This window comes from Aquirufa sp. 5-AUSEE-100C1, assembly GCF_054558655.1.
Window position 1 is genome coordinate 565,056 of sequence record NZ_JBPXKO010000001.1, and the last position, 20,118, is coordinate 585,173.

General features: G+C 43.1%; 8 protein-coding genes. 3 read left to right on the plus strand and 5 right to left on the minus strand.

Features of this window, described 5'->3' with window-relative positions; genetic code table 11:
* Positions 1 to 9: 9 nt before the first annotated feature.
* Genes ccoG through ACMH5P_RS02540 form a run of 3 tightly spaced genes read left to right on the plus strand, consistent with a single transcriptional unit; the run spans position 10 to position 2,532 of the window.
* Entirely contained in the window at positions 10 to 1,407 is a 1,398-nt protein-coding gene (ccoG, locus tag ACMH5P_RS02530) for a cytochrome c oxidase accessory protein CcoG (RefSeq protein WP_459492740.1), read from the plus strand.
* Entirely contained in the window at positions 1,397 to 1,861 is a 465-nt protein-coding gene (locus ACMH5P_RS02535; protein WP_459492741.1) for a FixH family protein, read from the plus strand. Before ccoG ends, ACMH5P_RS02535 begins: the two co-directional genes overlap by 11 nt.
* On the plus strand, positions 1,861 to 2,532 hold the full coding sequence (locus ACMH5P_RS02540; RefSeq protein WP_459492742.1) for a sulfite exporter TauE/SafE family protein: 672 nt from the start codon (positions 1,861 to 1,863) through the stop codon (positions 2,530 to 2,532). Before ACMH5P_RS02535 ends, ACMH5P_RS02540 begins: the two co-directional genes overlap by 1 nt.
* Here the strand turns inward: ACMH5P_RS02540 and ACMH5P_RS02545 are convergent.
* The 5 genes from ACMH5P_RS02545 to ACMH5P_RS02565 form a co-directional block, all read right to left on the minus strand.
* Complete coding sequence (locus tag ACMH5P_RS02545) at positions 2,522 to 3,580, minus strand: response regulator (protein WP_459492743.1); 1,059 nt, start codon at positions 3,578 to 3,580, stop codon at positions 2,522 to 2,524. The two genes, ACMH5P_RS02540 and ACMH5P_RS02545, sit on opposite strands and share 11 nt — an antisense overlap.
* The gene (locus ACMH5P_RS02550) at positions 3,570 to 4,796 is read right to left on the minus strand and encodes a PAS domain-containing sensor histidine kinase (protein WP_459492744.1); all 1,227 of its coding nucleotides are present in this window, start codon (positions 4,794 to 4,796) and stop codon (positions 3,570 to 3,572) included. The genes ACMH5P_RS02545 and ACMH5P_RS02550 overlap by 11 nt, the downstream gene beginning before the upstream one ends.
* Before the next feature lie 141 nt (positions 4,797 to 4,937).
* Complete coding sequence (locus ACMH5P_RS02555) at positions 4,938 to 5,465, minus strand: T9SS type A sorting domain-containing protein (RefSeq protein ID WP_459492745.1); 528 nt, start codon at positions 5,463 to 5,465, stop codon at positions 4,938 to 4,940.
* A gap of 4 nt (positions 5,466 to 5,469) precedes the next feature.
* Positions 5,470 to 18,570 carry a hypothetical protein gene (locus ACMH5P_RS02560; protein ID WP_459492746.1) on the minus strand — a complete coding sequence of 4,367 codons (13,101 nt, stop codon included), beginning with the start codon at positions 18,568 to 18,570 and terminating at the stop codon, positions 5,470 to 5,472.
* Positions 18,571 to 18,638: 68 nt separating this feature from the next.
* Complete coding sequence (locus ACMH5P_RS02565) at positions 18,639 to 19,358, minus strand: hypothetical protein (protein ID WP_459492747.1); 720 nt, start codon at positions 19,356 to 19,358, stop codon at positions 18,639 to 18,641.
* Positions 19,359 to 20,118 lie beyond the last annotated feature (760 nt).

Consider the following 20,118-nt stretch of genomic DNA (forward strand, 5'->3'; position numbering starts at 1 on the left):
TTCTTTTTTATGTCCCAGTTTAGTATTGAAAATGATGATTTTCGTAATCATCTCTATAACCAGAGCAAGGATGGTAAACGCCTGTGGATTTATCCAGGACGTGTCATCGGTCCATTTTATCGATATAGGAGCTATGTCTCCTATGTCTTATTAGCGCTATTATTCGGCTTGCCGTGGTTCGAGCATAAGGGCCAACCCATCTTTTTATTCAATGTCTTAGAAAGAAAATTCATTTTCTGGGGCGTACCTTTTTTCCCTCAGGATTTTCATTTGGTGGCCTTGGGCTTGGTTTGTTTCCTAATATTCATCAGTCTGTTCACCGTGCTTTTTGGTCGGATCTGGTGTGGCTGGGCTTGCCCTCAGACGATTTTCATGGAAATGCTTTTCCGGAAGATTGAATATTGGATTGAGGGAGATGATAAGGCTCAAAGACGTTTGAATGAATCGCCTTGGACTCAGGAGAAAATCCTTAAAAAAGGGAGCAAGCATACGCTGTTCGTCCTACTTGCCTTCACGATTTCAAATACCTTTTTGATGTACCTTATTGGTAAGCAAGAATGGTTACAAATCGTGCAAGGAAATCCGTTGGAGCATATCAAGGGACTTTCCGCGATGCTCATTTTCACAGCCGTGTTCTATTTTGTATTTGCCCGGTTTCGTGAGATGGTTTGTATGGTGGTTTGCCCATATGGCCGACTGCAAGGCGTTTTATTAGATAACAATTCCATTTTGGTTCAATATGATCACAAGCGTGGTGAACCTAGAGGAAAAGCTAATAAATCGGAAACCCAAGGGGATTGTATTGATTGCCACTGGTGTGTGCGCGTTTGTCCCACGGGCATTGACATTCGAAACGGCAGTAATCAGTTGGAGTGCATCGGATGCACCGCCTGCATTGATGCCTGTGATGCAGTCATGGAAAAAATCGAGAAGCCCCAGGGACTCATCCGTTATGATTCGTTGAATGGGGTCAATTCAGGGACCAAACTTAAATTTAACCTACGCATTGGTGCCTATACGACCGTATTGTTGTTGATTCTCGGGATACTCGGTTACTTATTAATTACTCGTCGAAATTGGGAATCCACGTTATTGAGAACACCCGGCATGACTTTTCAAGTAGATGAAAAATTGCATACCGTGAGCAATATTTATAATTTAGAAATACTGAATAAGTCGATGGAGGACCAGGAATTTAGCGTGCGCGTCGACAAACCGCTTGAACTTATTTGGATTGGGGAGGGTATCAAGCAGGTTCAAAAGGGTAAGCAAGTCAAAACGGAATTTTTCATTCGTACGAAAATGGGGGCTTGGCAACAAGGAGAGAAAATCTCGATACACATACGCAATGGAGAGGGCAAGGAAGAAACATTAAAAACAAGCTTTATACAACCTGATGGATATTAATCAAACAAAAAAAGGCCTGCATTGGGGACATGGAATCATTCTCACCTTTGTGTTTTTTGGAGCATTTATGGCTTATTTCTACATCCATATGTCGCACGAAAAGATCGAATTGGTGGGAGAAAATTACTATGCAGATGGGCAAGCCTATCAGAAAAAGATCAATTTGCAAAATCAAGCTATACCGCAAGAGCACCAGATTAGCGTTCAGCGGATTGCCAATGATGATTTTTTATTGATCCAATTACCCAAGGATTGTGAATCAGCGAGCGTACAATTTTTCCGACCGTCTAATGCGACGCTTGATAGAAAGATTGGCTGGGAAAAGAAATTGGGTAAAATATGGACAATGCCAACGAACTTTTTGGTTCCCGGCCCATGGAAAAGAACAATTACCTGGCAGGTGAATGGGAAAACCTATCTCCAGGAAGATCGTATCGTCTCGAATAAGAAATAATGAATACGTGGTATTATGCCTTTTTTATTGGTTTAGCAGGAAGTTGGCATTGCGCCATCATGTGTGGACCGATTATGCAGCAAATTGAACAACGAGGTATACAAACCAGTCGAATGTGGATTTACACCTTCGGACGATTATTCATGTATGGAATTTTGGGATTTTTTGTTTCAAAAATTGGCTCCATTTGGCTTTTTCCAGCTTGGTGGCATATCTATTACCTGTTTACAGGATTGGTTTTAGTCTTGTTGTTGAGCAAGAAAATAGGCGACCATTTACTGAAATTTTTACATCAAAGCTTAGGGAAATTTTTGATTTCGATTGGAAAGAAATTAGGTCACTTAGGCTATTTCTTTCTCGGGATGAGCAATGGTTTGTTACCCTGTGGATTGGTATTGGGTGGATTGAGTATCGCCTTATTGCAAGCCCATGCTTGGCTGGGAGCTTTATGCATGATTTCCTTTGGAATTGCGACCTTGCCAGCTCTGAAACTCACGCTTTGGGGGATGAATAAAGTAGGCCACTACAATCATGTTATCCAATACATTGCCTGGGCAGTGGCAATTTTGCTCTTATTCAGAGGAGCCTGGGGAATTGCCATGACGCAATCAGCTTATTTACAGCATTCTCCCTTGAGCCCAATCATCTGCCATCCCTTTTCTAGTATTTAAGATTCGCTAATTCGTTGGGTTTAAGAATGGTCATTTCGCCTCCTTTTACATCCATCAAACCTTCTTTTTTGAAATCACTCAACGTACGAATAACGGATTCCGTCGCCGTACCTACGCGGGATGCAAGGTCTTCTCGGGATAATCGCATGGTAACGGGGCCGTCAGTTGAGGCACCGTAGGTTTTAACTAACTCAGTCAGCGCTTGTGCAACACGTTTACGAAGCGATTGATAGGCCATGGAGAAAAGAATGGCTTCGTTCGTCAATAAATAGCCAGTCAATGCCTTGCGGAAATGAATCTCAATGTGAATGTTCTGCGTCAATTTATCTTTGAAATCACGAACGGGAATACTCAAAATTTGTACATCTTCGAGCGCCTCCGCGGATTCCCGATAGGCTTGATTTTCCAAGACATCGACGAAACCAAAGAATTCTCCTGGCTTAACGAAAGAGGTAATAAAATATTTGCCTTCCCGATTCGTATGATAGGTTTTGACTTTTCCTTTCACTAAATAATACAGCCGGTTAGGCGTATCACCCTCGTGGTAAATCAGTGCTTTCTTCGGCAGGTTTTGATTTTTTTTCTCGGCATTATAGTTCTCGAAATCCAAGAAGGATAAGGCCTCCTCGGCAAAGGCGATTTCGGATGGATTTACTTCGGCAGGTACCGTGGCGGGGCGTTGTTTCTTCAAACGGGATTCAATGGCGCGTAAAAGTTCAACTTCCTCAAAAGGTTTGGTCAGGTAGTCATCGGCACCCATTTCCATGCCTTTACGCATGTCGGCTCGATCGGTTTTAGCAGTTAGAAAAATAAAGGGAATGCGCGCTAGTTCCGGGTGATTCGAGAATACTTGCAAAACACCAAAGCCATCCAAATTCGGCATCATGATATCACAAATGACGACATCGGGCAAGGTACTTTTCGCCAAGCGAACCCCTTCGATTCCATCGGAGGCTTTTTCGACTTGATAACCGGAAAGTTCCAATAATTCTGCGGTGTTCTCGCGGATATCGCTATTATCTTCTATGATCAGTATTTTAGTTGGCATGGCTCAAATTGGGTAATTTAATGGTTAACGTAGTTCCGAGACCGAGTTCACTCGATAAAGTCAATTCGCCTCCCAAGAGGCGCATATACCGATCCATCAAGTGTAGACCAAGCCCGGTACCCGGAATGACATTCGCATTGCCTCCTCGGAAGAATCGTTCGAATAAATGTTTTTGATCGGCCTCACTGATTCCGATGCCTTGGTCAATGATTTGAATGCTCAAATGTAGCTCATCGCGTTTCGCTTTGAGGTAAACGGTTCTTTGCGAGAATTTCAGCGCATTGGAAAGTCCATTCAAAAGTACTTTTCGCAGCATAGATGTATCGGAGGTAAATTCGGCCAAATCTCCTTCGATATGTAGTTCGATGGTTTGACCGGGTTTACGCATTCCGTCTAATTCGGTCACGAGATCGTTTAGGAATTCGGCAATGTCAAATTGATCCGGGCGAACCTCAACTTTACCGGCTTCGAGTTTACCGACCGACAAGAATTCCTCGAGGATTTCAGTAAGATGTGCAACGGACGATTTGATTCGTTGGATATGTTGACTTCGTTTTCCTTGATCTTCCGTTTGGCTATATTTCTCGATTAAGGACGCGGAAGATAGGATGGAGGTAAGCGGTGTGCGAAACTCATGGGAAGCCATGGAAACGAAACGGGTTTTCAGATCACCTAATTCGATTTCCTTTTGCAGGGAGCTTTCGAGTTCTTGGGTCTGTAACTCCAATTTCTCCAAGGTATTTTTCAGGGCTTGGGTACGATGTTCGACTTCCGCCTCGAGCGATTCATTGAGTTGGTTGATTTCCTGATTACGCAGAATCAATTCCATTTCTACCTTACGTTTCAGGGTTACATCGCTCACGAAGGCGATGTAAAACATGTCGTCCCCTGATTTAAAATGACTTAGCGAAATTTCAATAGGGAAGAGGGATTCGTCTTTGCGTTTGGCTTTGAGATCCAGACCGACGCCCATAGGACGGGAGACTGGACTGTGGTTGATTTTACTTAAGTGACCTTCGTGTCTTGATTTAAGATGATTCGGGATTAAGATGGCGATATTTTGTCCTTGAAGTTCTTCCCCGGAATAGCCAAAAAGTTTATGGGCATATTCATTCGAGAGGATCATTTCAAAGGAGGCATTGGTGACGATAATCCCAATGGCAGCCTCATGAAAGATGGCTTCGAAATGAGCGGGAAGGGGGAAATGTGAATCCAAAGTCAACAAAAATATAGTTTCAATTTACGAATTAATAGGGGATAGGCCAAAAACAATAAAGCTAATTCTCAAAGAGAATTAGCTTTGGGTATTCCTAGTTCTAAAAATAACTTAAAAATTTTAATGGACTGAACTAATATCTTATAACTGTTTAACTAAAACCATTGTGGTTGGCTTGCCTTTCTGGGTGATATGTAAAATATACTGTCCCGCGCGTAAGGTGCCTAAATTGGTAATTTCAATTTCTTTAATCAGGTTAGGAAATGACCTTTCGAAGATTGGGTTTCCAACTAAATCGTAAATCATGATTTGAGTAGGATAATCGATCACATCCGAGAGAGAAATGGTTACCCGATCCAAAAAGGGATTGGGAAAGGCTGTGAAGACGATGTCATCCGCCGGATCTTTGTTGGGATTCGTCACAGAAGGCACGGGCTGAGTTTTATACATCACCCCAATACCTGGTTGTTTAAACCCTTGTCGGATAGCCATATTCCCATTTTTATAGGAACCCGCGACGCTGGTTTGGCCAACTACACCTGAAAAATACCGTCCGTTGACCATCTTGCTGACACCTCCGCCGCTTAAGGTTGAGTTCATCAACTTTTGCGCGCGGGATGTCAAACAAACTATCAAACAGAGAACAAGGAGTGTTAAATGTTTTTTCATGTTGTTAGTAAATTGAAACTGTTTCACTACCCGAAGTGATAGATGTTACACGTATATATACTAGTCTTGAAGTACCAGCAGGAACAGTCATAGTGGAAGGCACTTTGGTTACACTTGAATCCCTACCATCAATTAAAAGGCTTTTATTGCCTCCATTTACAATTAAAACTGAGACAATATCACCTACTTCGGCATTTGGCAAAGCTTGGACAAGACCAGTTGAGCCTTTCGCTGTAGGAATTTTAATTGTTTTATTTGATGATGTGGATGTTCCAACAAAAATTCCTTCCTCTAACACTTGAGAAATAGATAAATCTGTGTCACTTGAACTAGAAGTTGGTTCGGAGGGTTTATTTATCGTAAATCGTGCATTACCAATTCTAACCCCATTACCTTTTGTTGTTCCGTCAGTACCTATCGTAACTGTGGATGCTTCCATTTTTGATTTAACAAAAGCGGTAGTAGCAATTTTTGTCGAATTATCAGATATAGCTTGAGTTACACCCGTAGTTCCTGTCGGCATAGAAGGAGCTCCCGTAAATATTGGCGAAGCTAAATTTGCTTTTAAAGCATCCGCACGATCCACATACTCGGTCGTTGCCAAATTGGTCGAATTATCATTTGCATCTTGCGTTACACCATTACCGGTTACCGCAGCATCAACGGCTGCTTTCACGAATGCCGTTGTTGCAACCTGCGTCGTGTTTGTCCCCGCAGTAGCCGTAGGAGCTGTCGGAGTACCTGTTAACGCTGGAGAAGCCAAAGGTGCCATCAATGCTTTTGCATTATCGACATAAGCTTTCGAAGCTTTGCCCGCTAAACCTCCTTTCACAAAGGCGGTGGTTGCAAGAATCGTCGAACTATCCGTTGAGGTTGCCGTTGGAGCCACTGGCGAACCCGTGAATGAAGGAGAGGCCAAGTTTGCTTTCAAAGCAATTGAATTATCGACATATGACTTACTTGCTTTCAAAGCGATTCCACCTTTTACAAAAGCAGTCGTCGCTAGTGTTGTTGAACTATCTGACGAGATGGCCGTTGGAGCCACTGGCGTACCTGTAAATGTAGGCGATGCAGCTGGCGCTTTGGCAGCGATCACATTGTCAACGTAGGTTTTGCTCGCTTTGGAAACTAAGCCTCCTTTTACGAAGGCTGTCGTTGCAATCGTTGCAGAACTATCATTCGATGCGGCCGTTGGCGCTAATGGAGCTCCTGTAAATGTAGGAGAGGCCAAATTCGCTTTGAGGGCATTTGAATTGTCGACATATGATTTAGACGCTTTCGCAGATAAACTTCCTTTTACAAAAGCTGTGGTCGCAATGACAGTTGAACTATCCGTCGAAGTGGCAGTCGGCGCTAATGGTGCCCCGGTAAATGTAGGGGAAGCTAGGTTGGCTTTTGCTGACAATGCATTGTCTACATAAGTCTTGTTGGTTTTGCTCACCAAACCTTTGGCAACAAATTCAGTCGTTGCTATCTTCGTCGTCGAATCACCTAAAGCTTGCGTAGAAGAAGCAATCGCAGTTGCAGCTGATCCCGTTGTATTTTGATTTAAGATAGGGAAGTCGGCAGCCACCGCAATCGATGGTTCACCAGTTCCTGTCGTATTTTTCAAGATACCTGTTCCCAAACCGGCTAAAGAAACGCCATTGATTTTGGAGACAACTGTACCGTTTTGTGTACCCGTGACGTCACCAGATAAATTACCTGTGAATCCAGCTGAATTACCTAAACTGTAATTCGGGATATTCAAGGTAGAACCTGTCAGCGTTGCAGCACCCGCAGAACCCGTGTTGGTCAATGAAATTACATTTTGTTTTCCATTAAAGGTATTCCAATCCGTCGAAGACAATAAACCCGTCGTCGTTGTGTTTGCAATGTTCACCCTCGCGGTCAAATCGGCCGGCAAATTAGCCAAAGGCAGAATCCCTGTAACTTTAGAAGTAAGATCAATTCCACCGGCCAACATGCTATTGGTCACTTTACCCGTACCAATGGTAGCGACACCAGAAACGTTATCGGAACCATCAAAAGCAGCACTTGTCCAGGTTACATCGCCAGTCATGCCGATTGTTTTGGCGGTAGCTAATTTCGAAGATGTACTTGCATTTCCAGTTAAAGCACCCGTGAAGATCGTGGCGCTTACGGAAGTTAAGCCGGATAGGGTAGAAGTGGTGCCACCTAAATCAACTTGCGTCGAACCGATGGAAATCGATTTGTTGACAAGATCTTCATTGGTCACCGTTCCATTGATGATTTCACTCGAACCGATTGCATTCGCTGTAATGCTCGTGATACCGGATTCGTTAATCGTTACATCACCCGTCATCGTCACCGCGGCAGCGATATTGCTCGCATTACCTACGATGATATTCCCTTGTGTTAGGGTTGAACCAACCGTGGTAACACCCGCAGCTAAGGTAGTTTGGATACTAGCCAGGTTATCATCTACTTTCTTAGCAAGTGCGGCACGAGCAGCGGATTCTTTCGCGATATCGGATTCTCTTGCGCTTACTTCGGCAATAATTGCATTGGCATTCGCATTGATTGAGGCAACATTCGCAGAAATCTTGGTTTCATGCGAAGAAATTGCGGCAGTGTTATCGGCGATTGAAGACGTATGCGAATTCAAACTTGCGTCAATTGCGTTGTTTTTCGCATCCTGGGCTGATTTGTTTGAATTAATGGCCGTCGTATTTAAAGCAATAGCTGTACCCTGTGCACTAATGTCGGCACCTTGACTTGTTAATTTACCGTCGATTTCCGTATTCTTGGTATCCTGTGCTGTTTTAGCGGCAAGTAATGCTGCTTCTCGATCTAATTTTTCAGAGGCGATCGCTGCGGTACGAGCTGTACTTTCAGCAGATATAGCTGTTTCGCGAGCAGACTTCTCGGCATTCAATGCAGCAATACGAGCTGAATTTTCGGCAGCAATGGCTGATTCACGGGCAGATTTCTCAGCGATAAATGCAGCCTCACGTGTTGACTTTTCAGCTAAAATCGCTGCGGCTTGCGTGTTGATTTTTCCATCTAACTCCGTATTTTTTGAATCTTGAGCAGACTTGTTAGCCGTGATAGCTGTTTCGTGCGTCGCGATTTTGGAATCTAAATCCGCATTCTTGGTATCTTGGGCATTTTTCGCAGCCAGTAGCGCAGCCTCACGATCCGATTTCTCGGATGCCAATCCCGCGATACGGGCAACACTCTCTGACGAGATAGCTGATTCGCGAGCAGCTTTTTCCGCATTGATCGCAGTAGTACGATCGACTTTTTCGGATGCCAAAGCAGCGACACGCGCGGCACTCTCTGTGGAAATCGCCGACTCACGTGCATTCTTTTCTGCTAAGACTGCAGCTTCACGATCTGATTTTTCAGTTGCCAATGCAGCAACACGAGCAGCGCTCTCTGTAGAGATAGCCGACTCACGTGCATTCTTCTCAGCTAATACAGCAGCCTCACGATCCGATTTCTCAGTTGAAATCGCCGTAGCGTTGCTAGTCAACTTACCATCAATCTCGCTATTCTTCGTTTCTTGAGCGTTTTTAACAGCAAGTAAAGCAGCTTCGCGATCCGATTTCTCTATTGCTAATCCAGCTAAGCGAGCAGCACTCTCAGTCGAGATAGCTGATTCACGAGCCGTTTTCTCTGCTAATAGGGCAGCCTCACGATCCGACTTTTCAGTTGAAATTGCAGTAGCGTTGCTGGTCAACTTACCATCTATCTCGTTGTTCTTTGTGTCTTGAGCATTTTTAGCAGCTAACATCGCAGCTTCGCGATCAGATTTCTCAGATGCTAATCCAGCAATACGAGCAGCAGTCTCAGTTGAAATAGCTGATTCACGAGCCATTTTCTCTGCTAATAGAGCAGCTTCGCGATCCGATTTTTCAGTTGAAATTGCAGTAGCGTTACTAGTCAACTTACCATCAATCTCGTTGTTCTTTGTGTCTTGAGCATTTTTCGCAGCTAACATCGCAGCTTCGCGATCCGATTTCTCTGATGCTAATCCTGCAACACGTGCAGCGCTTTCTGTTAAGATAGCTGATTCACGAGCCGTTTTCTCTGCTAATACGGCAGCCTCACGATCTGACTTCTCAGTCGAAATCGCAGTAGCGTTGCTAGTCAACTTCCCATCAATCTCACTATTCTTCGTCTCTTGTGCATTTTTCGCAGCTAACATCGCAGCTTCGCGATCCGATTTCTCTGATGCTAATCCTGCAACACGTGCAGCACTCTCAGTTGAGATAGCTGATTCACGAGCCGTTTTCTCTGCTAATACGGCAGCCTCACGATCTGACTTCTCAGTTGAAATAGCAGTAGCGTTGCTGGTCAACTTACCATCAATCTCAGTATTCTTTGTGTCTTGAGCGTTTTTAGCAGCTAACATCGCAGCTTCGCGATCAGATTTCTCTGATGCTAATCCTACAACACGTGCAGCGCTTTCTGTTGAGATAGCAGATTCACGAGCATTCTTCTCTGCTAATACTGCAGCTTCGCGATCCGACTTTTCAGTCGTGATTGCAGTAGCATTGCTGGTCAACTTACCATCAATCTCAGTATTCTTCAAGTCTTGAGCGTTTTTAGCAACTAACATCGCAGCTTCGCGATCAGACTTTTCGGTTGTAATCGCAGTAGCGTTGCTAGTCAACTTACCATCAATCTCAGTATTCTTCGAGTCTTGAGCGTTTTTAGCAGCTAACATCGCAGCTTCGCGATCAGACTTTTCGGTCGTGATTGCCGTGGCGTTGCTTGTCAACTTACCATCGAACTCACTGTTCTTTGTATCCTGGGCATTTTTAGCAGCTAACATCGCAGCTTCGCGATCCGATTTCTCAGATGCTAATCCAGCTACACGTGCAGCGCTCTCAGTCGAGATAGCTGATTCGCGAGCCGTTTTCTCTGCTAATACTGCAGCCTCACGATCCGACTTTTCAGTCGTGATTGCAGTAGCATTGCTGGTCAACCTACCATCGATCTCATTATTTTTTGTATCCTGGGCATTTTTAGCAGCTAACATCGCAGCCTCACGATTTGATTTCTCAGATGCTAATCCCGCAACACGTGCAGCGCTTTCTGTTGAGATAGCAGATTCACGAGCATTCTTCTCTGCTAATACGGCAGCCTCGCGATCCGACTTTTCAGTCGTGATTGCAGTAGCATTGCTAGCCAACTTACCATCAATCTCAGTATTCTTCGAGTCTTGAGCATTTTTCGCAGCTAATAGGGCAGCTTCGCGATCCGATTTCTCAGATGCTAATCCAGCTAAACGAGCAGCACTTTCAGTAGAAATAGCCGACTCACGTGCAGCTCTTTCAGATGAAATTGCAGAAGTACGTGCCGAACTTTCAGCAGCAATAGCAGCTTCGCGATCCGATTTCTCAGATGCTAATCCAGCTAAACGAGCAGCACTTTCAGTAGAAATAGCCGACTCACGTGCAGCTCTTTCAGTTGAAATTGCAGAAGTACGTGCTGAACTTTCAGCAGCAATAGCAGCTTCGCGATCCGATTTCTCAGTTGAAATCGCCGTAGCATTGCTTGTCAACTTACCATCAATCTCGCTATTCTTTGTATCCTGAGCATTTTTGGCAGCTAGCATCGCAGCCTCACGATCTGACTTCTCAGTTGAAATTGCAGTTGAGTTGCTAGTCAACTTCCCATCAATCTCGCTATTCTTCGTGTCTTGTGCATTTTTCGCAGCTAACATCGCAGCTTCGCGATCAGACTTTTCAGTCGTAATTGCCGTGGCGTTGCTTGTCAACTTACCATCGATCTCACTATTCTTCGTGTCTTGTGCATTTTTCGCAGCTAACATCGCAGCTTCGCGATCAGATTTCTCAGATGCTAATCCAGCAATACGAGCAGCACTCTCTGTAGAGATAGCAGATTCGCGAGCAGCTTTTTCAGCATCTAAAGCTGATTTAACATTACCATTAGCTAATGTTAAACTAGAAATTGCATTTTCACGTTCAGTCTTTTCCGACGCTAATCCAGCAACACGAGCAGCACTCTCAGTTGAGATAGCTGATTCACGAGCCGTTTTCTCTGCTAATACGGCAGCCTCACGATCCGACTTCTCAGTCGTGATTGCAGTAGCGATGCTTGTCAACTTCCCATCAATTTCACTGTTCTTCGTGTCTTGAGCATTTTTAGCAGCTAACATGGCAGCCTCACGATCTGATTTCTCAGATGCTAATCCCGCAACACGTGCAGCGCTCTCTGTTGAGATAGCTGATTCACGAGCCGTTTTCTCTGCTAATACGGCAGCCTCACGATCTGACTTCTCAGTTGAAATCGCAGTAGCGTTGCTAGTCAACTTCCCATCAATCTCACTATTCTTCGTCTCTTGTGCATTTTTCGCAGCTAACATCGCAGCTTCGCGATCCGATTTCTCTGATGCTAATCCTGCAACACGTGCAGCACTCTCAGTTGAGATAGCTGATTCACGAGCCGTTTTCTCTGCTAATACGGCAGCCTCACGATCTGACTTCTCAGTTGAAATAGCAGTAGCGTTGCTGGTCAACTTACCATCAATCTCAGTATTCTTTGTGTCTTGAGCGTTTTTAGCAGCTAACATCGCAGCCTCACGATCCGACTTTTCAGTCGTGATTGCAGTAGCATTGCTTGTCAACTTACCATCAATCTCACTGTTCTTTGTGTCTTGAGCATTTTTAGCAGCTAATAGGGCAGCCTCACGATCAGATTTCTCTGATGCTAATCCAGCAACACGTGCAGCGCTCTCTGTCGAGATAGCTGATTCGCGAGCCGTTTTCTCTGCTAATACTGCAGCCTCACGATCCGACTTCTCAGTTGAAATCGCAGTAGCGTTGCTAGTCAACTTACCATCAATCTCAGTATTCTTCAAGTCTTGAGCATTTTTAGCAGCTAACATCGCAGCCTCGCGATCCGACTTTTCAGTAGTGATTGCAGCAGCATTGCTAGTCAACTTACCATCAATCTCGCTGTTCTTTGTGTCTTGAGCATTCTTAGCAGCTAATAGGGCAGCTTCGCGATCCGATTTTTCAGATGCTAATCCAGCTACACGTGCAGCGCTCTCAGTCGAGATAGCTGATTCGCGAGCCGTTTTCTCTGCTAATAGGGCAGCCTCACGATCTGACTTCTCAGTCGTGATTGCAGTAGCGTTGCTTGTCAACTTACCATCAATCTCGCTATTCTTTGTATCCTGGGCATTTTTAGCAGCTAACATCGCAGCCTCACGATCCGACTTTTCAGTCGTGATTGCAGTAGCATTGCTTGTCAACTTACCATCAATCTCGCTATTCTTTGTATCCTGGGCATTTTTAGCAGCTAACATCGCAGCCTCACGATCCGACTTTTCAGTTGAAATCGCTGTAGCGTTACTTGTCAACTTACCATCAATCTCGCTATTCTTGGTATCCTGGGCATTTTTGGCAGCAAGTAATGCAGCTTCACGATCAGACTTTTCAATAGAAATCGCTGCAGCATTGCTAGTCAACTTACCATCAATCTCAGTATTCTTCGAGTCTTGAGCATTTTTAGCAGCTAACATCGCAGCCTCGCGATCCGACTTTTCGGTTGTAATAGCAGTAGCGTTGCTGGTCAACTTACCATCAATCTCAGTATTCTTGGTATCCTGAGCGTTCTTAGCAGCTAACATCGCTGCCTCACGATCAGATTTCTCTGTTGCTAATGCAGCTACACGAGCTGCACTTTCTGTTGAAATAGCTAATTCACGTGCAGCTTTTTCAGCATCTAGAGCAGATTTCACATCACCATTTGCCAAAGTCAAATTAGCAATTGCTTTTTCACGATCTGTTTTCTCAGCAGCTAAACCCGCAACACGTGCAGAACTTTCTGCATTAATTGCAGCTTCACGATCTGACTTCTCCGTGGTAATTGCAGCCGCATTACTTGCTAACTTACCGTCAATCTCACTATTTTTCGTATCCTGGGCATTCTTAGCAGCCAATTGGGCAGCCTCACGATCTGATTTCTCTGATGCTAGTCCCGCAACACGTGCAGCACTCTCAGTTGAGATAGATGACTCACGAGCCGTCTTTTCAGCCAATACTGCAGCTTCACGATCCGACTTTTCAGTCGTGATTGCCGTAGCGTTGCTTGTCAACTTACCATCAATCTCGCTATTCTTTGTGTCTTGAGCATTTTTCGCAACTAACATCGCAGCTTCGCGATCTGATTTCTCAGATGCTAATCCAGCAATACGAGCAGCACTCTCTGTTGATATAGCTGATTCACGAGCCGTTTTTTCAGCCAATACTGCAGCTTCACGATCTGATTTTTCTGTCGTAATCGCAGCAGCATTGCTTGTCAACTTACCATCGATCTCATTATTTTTTGTATCCTGAGCATTTTTCGCAACCAACATCGCAGCTTCACGATCTGATTTCTCAGATGCTAATCCAGCAATACGAGCAGCACTCTCTGTTGATATAGCTGATTCACGAGCCGTTTTTTCAGCCAATACTGCAGCTTCACGATCTGATTTTTCTGTTGAAATCGCTGTAGCGTTACTTGTCAACTTACCATCAATCTCGCTATTCTTGGTATCCTGGGCATTTTTGGCAGCAAGTAATGCAGCTTCACGATCTGACTTTTCAGTAGAAATCGCTGCAGCATTGCTGGTCAACTTACCATCAATCTCGCTATTCTTTGTGTCTTGAGCATTTTTAGCAGCTAACATCGCAGCTTCGCGATCTGATTTCTCAGATGCTAATCCAGCTACACGAGCAGCACTCTCTGTAGAGATAGCTGATTCACGAGCCGTTTTCTCTGCTAATACGGCAGCCTCACGATCCGACTTTTCAGTCGTGATTGCCGTAGCGTTGCTTGTCAACTTACCATCAATCTCGCTATTCTTTGTGTCTTGAGCATTTTTAGCAGCTAACATCGCAGCTTCGCGATCTGATTTCTCAGATGCTAATCCAGCAATACGAGCAGCACTCTCTGTTGATATAGCTGATTCACGTGCATTCTTCTCTGCTAATACTGCAACTTCACGATCCGACTTTTCAGTTGTAATCGCCGCAGCATTGCTGGTCAACTTACCATCAATCTCGCTGTTCTTTGTATCCTGTGCGTTTTTAGCAGCTAACATCGCAGCTTCGCGATCAGACTTCTCTGATGCTAATCCAGCTATACGAGCAGCACTCTCAGTTGAAATTGCTAATTCGCGAGCAGCTTTCTCTGCATCTAAAGCTGATTTTACATCACCATTTGCCAAAGTCAAATTAGCAATCGCCTTCTCACGATCTGTTTTCTCAGCAGCCAAACCAGCAACACGGGCAGAACTTTCTGCAGAAATAGCAGCTTCACGATCTGATTTTTCTGTCGTAATCGCAGCAGCATTACTTGCTAATTTACCATCGATTTCACTATTCTTTGTATCCTGTGCATTTTTTGCGGCCAATAGGGCAGCCTCACGATCTGATTTCTCAGATGCTAATCCAGCTACACGTGCAGCGCTCTCTGTTGAGATAGCTGATTCACGAGCTGTTTTCTCTGCTAATACGGCAGCCTCACGATCCGACTTTTCAGTCGTGATTGCAGCAGCATTGTTGGTCAACTTACCATCAATCTCACTATTCTTTGTATCCTGAGCATTCTTAGCAGCTAACATCGCAGCTTCGCGATCTGATTTCTCAGATGCTAATCCAGCAATACGAGCAGCACTCTCTGTTGATATAGCTGATTCACGTGCATTCTTCTCTGCTAATACTGCAACTTCACGATCCGACTTTTCAGTTGTAATCGCCGCAGCATTGCTGGTCAACTTACCATCAATCTCGCTGTTCTTTGTGTCTTGAACGCTTTTAGCAGCCAACAGGGCAGCCTCACGATTTGATTTCTCAGATGCTAATCCAGCCACGCGAGCCTCTTTTTCAAGATTAATTGCTGTTTCACGAGCCAGTTTCTCTGCTAAAAGTACGGCTTCACGCTCTGCCTTTTCTGACGCTAAAGCTGCAACTCGAGCAGAATTTTCAGCTGAAACTGCTGATTCCCGTGCAGATTTTTCAGCTGCTAAAGCCGCTTCTCGATCTATTTTCTCTTGAGCTAGTGCAGATGCTTGACTCGCTAATTTTCCATCGATTTCAGTATTCTTCGAATCTTGAGCCGATTTATTATTATTAATTTTAGATTCATGTGTATCAATTTTCGACTCTATATCAGCATTTTTGGTGTCTTGGGCTGTCTTTTGAGCTAAAATTGCCGCTTCTCGTTCCGCTTTTTCGGCCGAAATTGCCGCCTCACGAGCAGCACGTTCAGTTTCCAAAGCCGATTTAACGTCACCATTTGCTAAAGTCAAACTAGCAATAGCCTTTTCACGATCCGCTTTCTCTGCTGCTAATCCTGCAAGTCGCGCAGCACTCTCACCTGAAATCGCTGTTTCGCGATCTGATTTTTCCGTAGCTAAAGCTGTTGCTTGATTGTTTAACTTGCCATCTATTTCTGTATTCTTGGAATCCTGGGCCGACTTATTATTCGTAATTGCTGTTTCATGTGTAGCAATTTTTGAATCTAAGTTATTATTTTTCGCATCCTGAGCATTTTTTGCTGCCAATAATGCTGCCTCACGATCAGCCTTTTCAGCTGAAATAGCTGATTCACGCGCATTCTTCTCTGCTAGTATCGCAGCCTCACGTTCCGTTTTCTCAGAAGCTAAACCAGCGGCTTGATTACTAATTTTACCTTCAATCTCAACATTTTTGGCATCTTGTGATGACTTGTTGTTCGCTATTGAATTCTCATGTTCTGTATCCTTATCAAATGAACGTCTTCTTTCAGCTGAAATTTCATCGCCTATTCCATTTTCACGCCCAATCGCACGTTTCCGTTCTTTATCAACTTCCTCATAGGTATATTCAACGACAGATTTTACCGATGGATATTTTACATCAGAATCTTTATCCGCTAAAATGTTAGTTGATTTATTGACTAAATCCTCCTTCGTATTTTCAGCAGCAATAGCACGCGCTTTTTCTGCTTCTACCAAACCCTCGTTAGATACGGCTTTCGTATCAATGTAATTTTTTACTGATTTTATGGTTGGGTATTTTGTTTCCGAATCCGCATCTTTTACAAAATCAGATGTTTTGTTCGAAAGAGACTCTTTTTTATCTAATTCAGCTTGAGCAGCAATAGAGACAGGTTTATTCGCATCGGATGTATTATCCACCAAATTGATCCCTAAATTTTGACGAGCTCCATCTTTGGTAGAAGCACCCGTACCACCATTGGCCAGACTCACTTCTCCCGTTAATTTTGACGATGAAAGCGATTTGATTTTCGCATCGGTCACATTTTCATCTAAAATCTTCGCCGTAGTAATGGCATTCGCCTTAACTTCCGGAGCATCATAGGATCCCGTCAAATCACCCTTTAACTGAATTAAACCCGCATCCGTGCTCGATGCATTTGGCAATGTAATGGAACTGGGTTTGTCACCACCCGCAAGGGTAATGACATTCTTCGCATCATTTAAACTGATGGATTGTTTCTCAACCGTCAATGAATTAATTGTCGCGTCTTTCACAAACTTACTAACCGCTAAAACAGTTGGGAATAAATTTGCATTCGTTTCGTCCGACTTGATTTCATTCGTTTTATTGGCAGCATTTTCCTTATTAGCCAATTCCGGAACTGTAGGGGCATCAGATGTCCCTGCCAAATCACCTTTCAATTGGATTAAACCGGCAACCGTATTCGATGCATTGGGTAAGGTGATTGAACTTTCTGATTCGCCACCTTTTAATGAAATAACATTCTTCGAATCATTCATTGCGATCGATTGCTTCTCAACCGTTAATGAATTAATCGTCGCATCATTCACAAATTGACGAACCGCTAAAACCGTCGGATATAAATTTCCATTTGTTTCATCTTGCTTAATGACATCTACCTTATTAGATTTCTCTTCCTTCGCGTTGATATCCGCAGCTAAATTTTTACCTAAGGTGGTCTCATCTACATATTGCTTGATTGCCTTTACCGTAGGGTATTTATCGTTCGAACCAGCATCCGTAACGACGTTGGTTGATTTGTTCGAAACATTTTCCTTGCCATCAATGACCAATTGAGCATCTGCACTCAATGCAGATTCCGCCACAAATTGCTTGACAGCCGCCACAGTAGGGTAGTTGTAATTGGGATTAGCATCTGTTTTGATGTTGCTTGATTTATTTTGCTTATCCTCTTTCCCATCAACTGTAGTTTGTAAGGCTATTCCTTGTGTCGCCTGGTCTACATATTGTTTAACTGCCTTAACAGAAGGATATTTGGTATCACTGGTTCCGTCACTTTGAATATTTGCTGATTTGTTATTGTAATTTTCAAAAGTATTCGCCACTTCTTCCAATTTCTTTTCAGTCACAACAACACGTTCGGTAACATTAGTTATACGAGTTTCATGATTAATGATTTCACCACCTTGCTGTGCAATTGTTGTATTGATATTATCAATTTTTTGCGTGTTATCTGCAGCTACTTTTTGATTATCAGTTATAGCCTGGTTGACAACTAAAAACTTTTCATCCGTTTCTTCCTTATTTTTAACCATTTCGCGCTTCATAGGATCTAAATCCTTGGGCACGATGTAACCCACATCGTTGTTAAAATAAGAAAGAGTAGTAGGTGACTCACGAACATTCTTGTATTCCACCGACTCAGCATATAAAGAGTAGGCCATGTAATTAAAGGGCTGAACACTTGCCGTAGAAAATGTTTTTCCCGTATCGAAACTTAAATCAACACGAAGCTGCTTGACGTTGGAATCCCACTTAATCGCATCAAAAGTTCGATAGGTAGCGGTAGTAGACTGAGTAGAAATACCCGAAGCCCCTCCAATCAAACCTGCACCAATTGACAAATTGATTAAACCAAACTCATCCGTAGTCGTTTGATGAAACTCTTCATAATCTACTGAGCCCGATTTCGATAACAACGTAAACCTTACAGTTACCTTACCATTCTTCAACGGCTGGCCTGTAATAGGACTCCCAGGAATCTCAATGGGCTTGGGATCCATAATGACTGCTTGATAATTCAAGCTTTTCGTTTGTCCCTGGGACAAGTACGAAACAGCAAAAAGACAAAAACCTAGTAGAAATTTTTTCATGATTTTAGAACGTGTAAGACGTATTTTTAGAACGGTATGAAAATTTTTAGAACCAATTGAGCACTCGTTTATTTAAGAATCTTGATACCAAAACTGATGGTGCCTGTTAAAAAATTTAAGGTTGGCTTACCCAACTGCTCGCTTCGAAGCGTTTGCATTTGCTGGTAATCCAAAAAAGCAAAGAGACGGTCGTTCAACTTTTTCTGCATCTGGCCGGAAAAACCCACAAACAACTGTAAATCAGCAAATTGACTATCCTTATTTAAATCAATATATCGGTTACCTAAGGCTTGATTGCCTTGGATAAGCTTGTGGCCAGCCACACGACCTTGCAAACTCAATGTCCAGTTTTTAAAACTGGGGGTTGATATTCCAAGGCCACCCGACAAACCCACGTAATTTGTCTGGTAGGAGAATGTAACATTTTGATTGTCTCCAACAGCGTTAAACTGATTGGCCTCAACATGTACATCGGCATGTATAAGTGATAACAATCTTGCAAGCCCTGTGTGCTGGGTGAAATAGATCGCTTTCTTACTAGACGAGCTAAAGTTGTTCGTCGTATCAAGCATCTTAAATTCGGCTCCAATTTTAAAATGAGAACCAGAACCTCTTTTAAGAAAATCGATTGCCACACCATCCGAATTAGTGAACTGATAGGTGGACACATTCGTACCTACAGCTAAGTTGTAGGTCTGCGCCTTGATATCGCCAACGATCCCACATACGAGAGCGAAGAAGATAAGCATCAAGACAAATGCTTTGATGTAAAAAAGTGAAATTTTCATTTTACAAAACGTTTATAATTTTTAGAACTGTTTCCAATGCTATCGAGACACTAAGAATTTCTTGGAGCCACTTCAGGATTGGTCCAACAAACCTACAGCAATAAAAAACGCCTCAAAAGCCGTTTAAAATCAGTTTTTGTACTGATATAAAAATCTAGTACATGGATAATAGTACACAGGACTCAAAGAGGAGGTACGTACCATTTTTTATTTGATACAAGTCCAAGAAAATTGGTACGCTAACACGTATTCACAGAAATTCGAAGGGATTTTATGCGGGATGTCAGCTGATTTCAGGAGAAATGAACAAGAATTAAACCTTTAGAAGCAGAAAAAATGTGCGAAATCAGATAAAGCAAAGAAATTATTTATCAAATGTTAATTTATTTGATTCGATAATTCGAATAAATACTGCTTACGTTCCGAAAAATTCACGGTAAAAGACAAATATCTGTTTAAATCTGGTGTTTTGCATGAGCGATTTACTGGGATTTATCAATCATTTGTAGCTGATTATCAACTACTATTAGGCTTATAGCTATGCTTACTCCGATGGATTCTTTCTAAATAGCCCTGTTTATAATGGCTAATTCATCGAAAAAGCACCTATAATCCAGCTTAAGAATCTGTAATTAAGAGAACAACGAATAACGAATTAATCCATGGCACGAGTAAACATCACTAAGTCTGCTTACCTGCTACAATGTGATCGTCAATGAATGCTTCTGATGTACAATAGTATATGGGTGTAAATAAAAAT

What these genes read in the sequence shown, in the direction of transcription:
- ccoG (WP_459492740.1), top strand. Translation starts at nt 10, where the DNA reads ATGTCCCAGTTTAGTATTGAAAATGATGATTTTCGTAATCATCTCTAT.
- ACMH5P_RS02535 (WP_459492741.1), top strand. Translation starts at nt 1,397, where the DNA reads ATGGATATTAATCAAACAAAAAAAGGCCTGCATTGGGGACATGGAATC.
- ACMH5P_RS02540 (WP_459492742.1), top strand. Translation starts at nt 1,861, where the DNA reads ATGAATACGTGGTATTATGCCTTTTTTATTGGTTTAGCAGGAAGTTGG.
- ACMH5P_RS02545 (WP_459492743.1), bottom strand. Translation starts at nt 3,580, where the DNA reads ATGCCAACTAAAATACTGATCATAGAAGATAATAGCGATATCCGCGAG.
- ACMH5P_RS02555 (WP_459492745.1), bottom strand. Translation starts at nt 5,465, where the DNA reads ATGAAAAAACATTTAACACTCCTTGTTCTCTGTTTGATAGTTTGTTTG.
- ACMH5P_RS02560 (WP_459492746.1), bottom strand. Translation starts at nt 18,570, where the DNA reads ATGAAAAAATTTCTACTAGGTTTTTGTCTTTTTGCTGTTTCGTACTTG.
- ACMH5P_RS02565 (WP_459492747.1), bottom strand. Translation starts at nt 19,358, where the DNA reads ATGAAAATTTCACTTTTTTACATCAAAGCATTTGTCTTGATGCTTATC.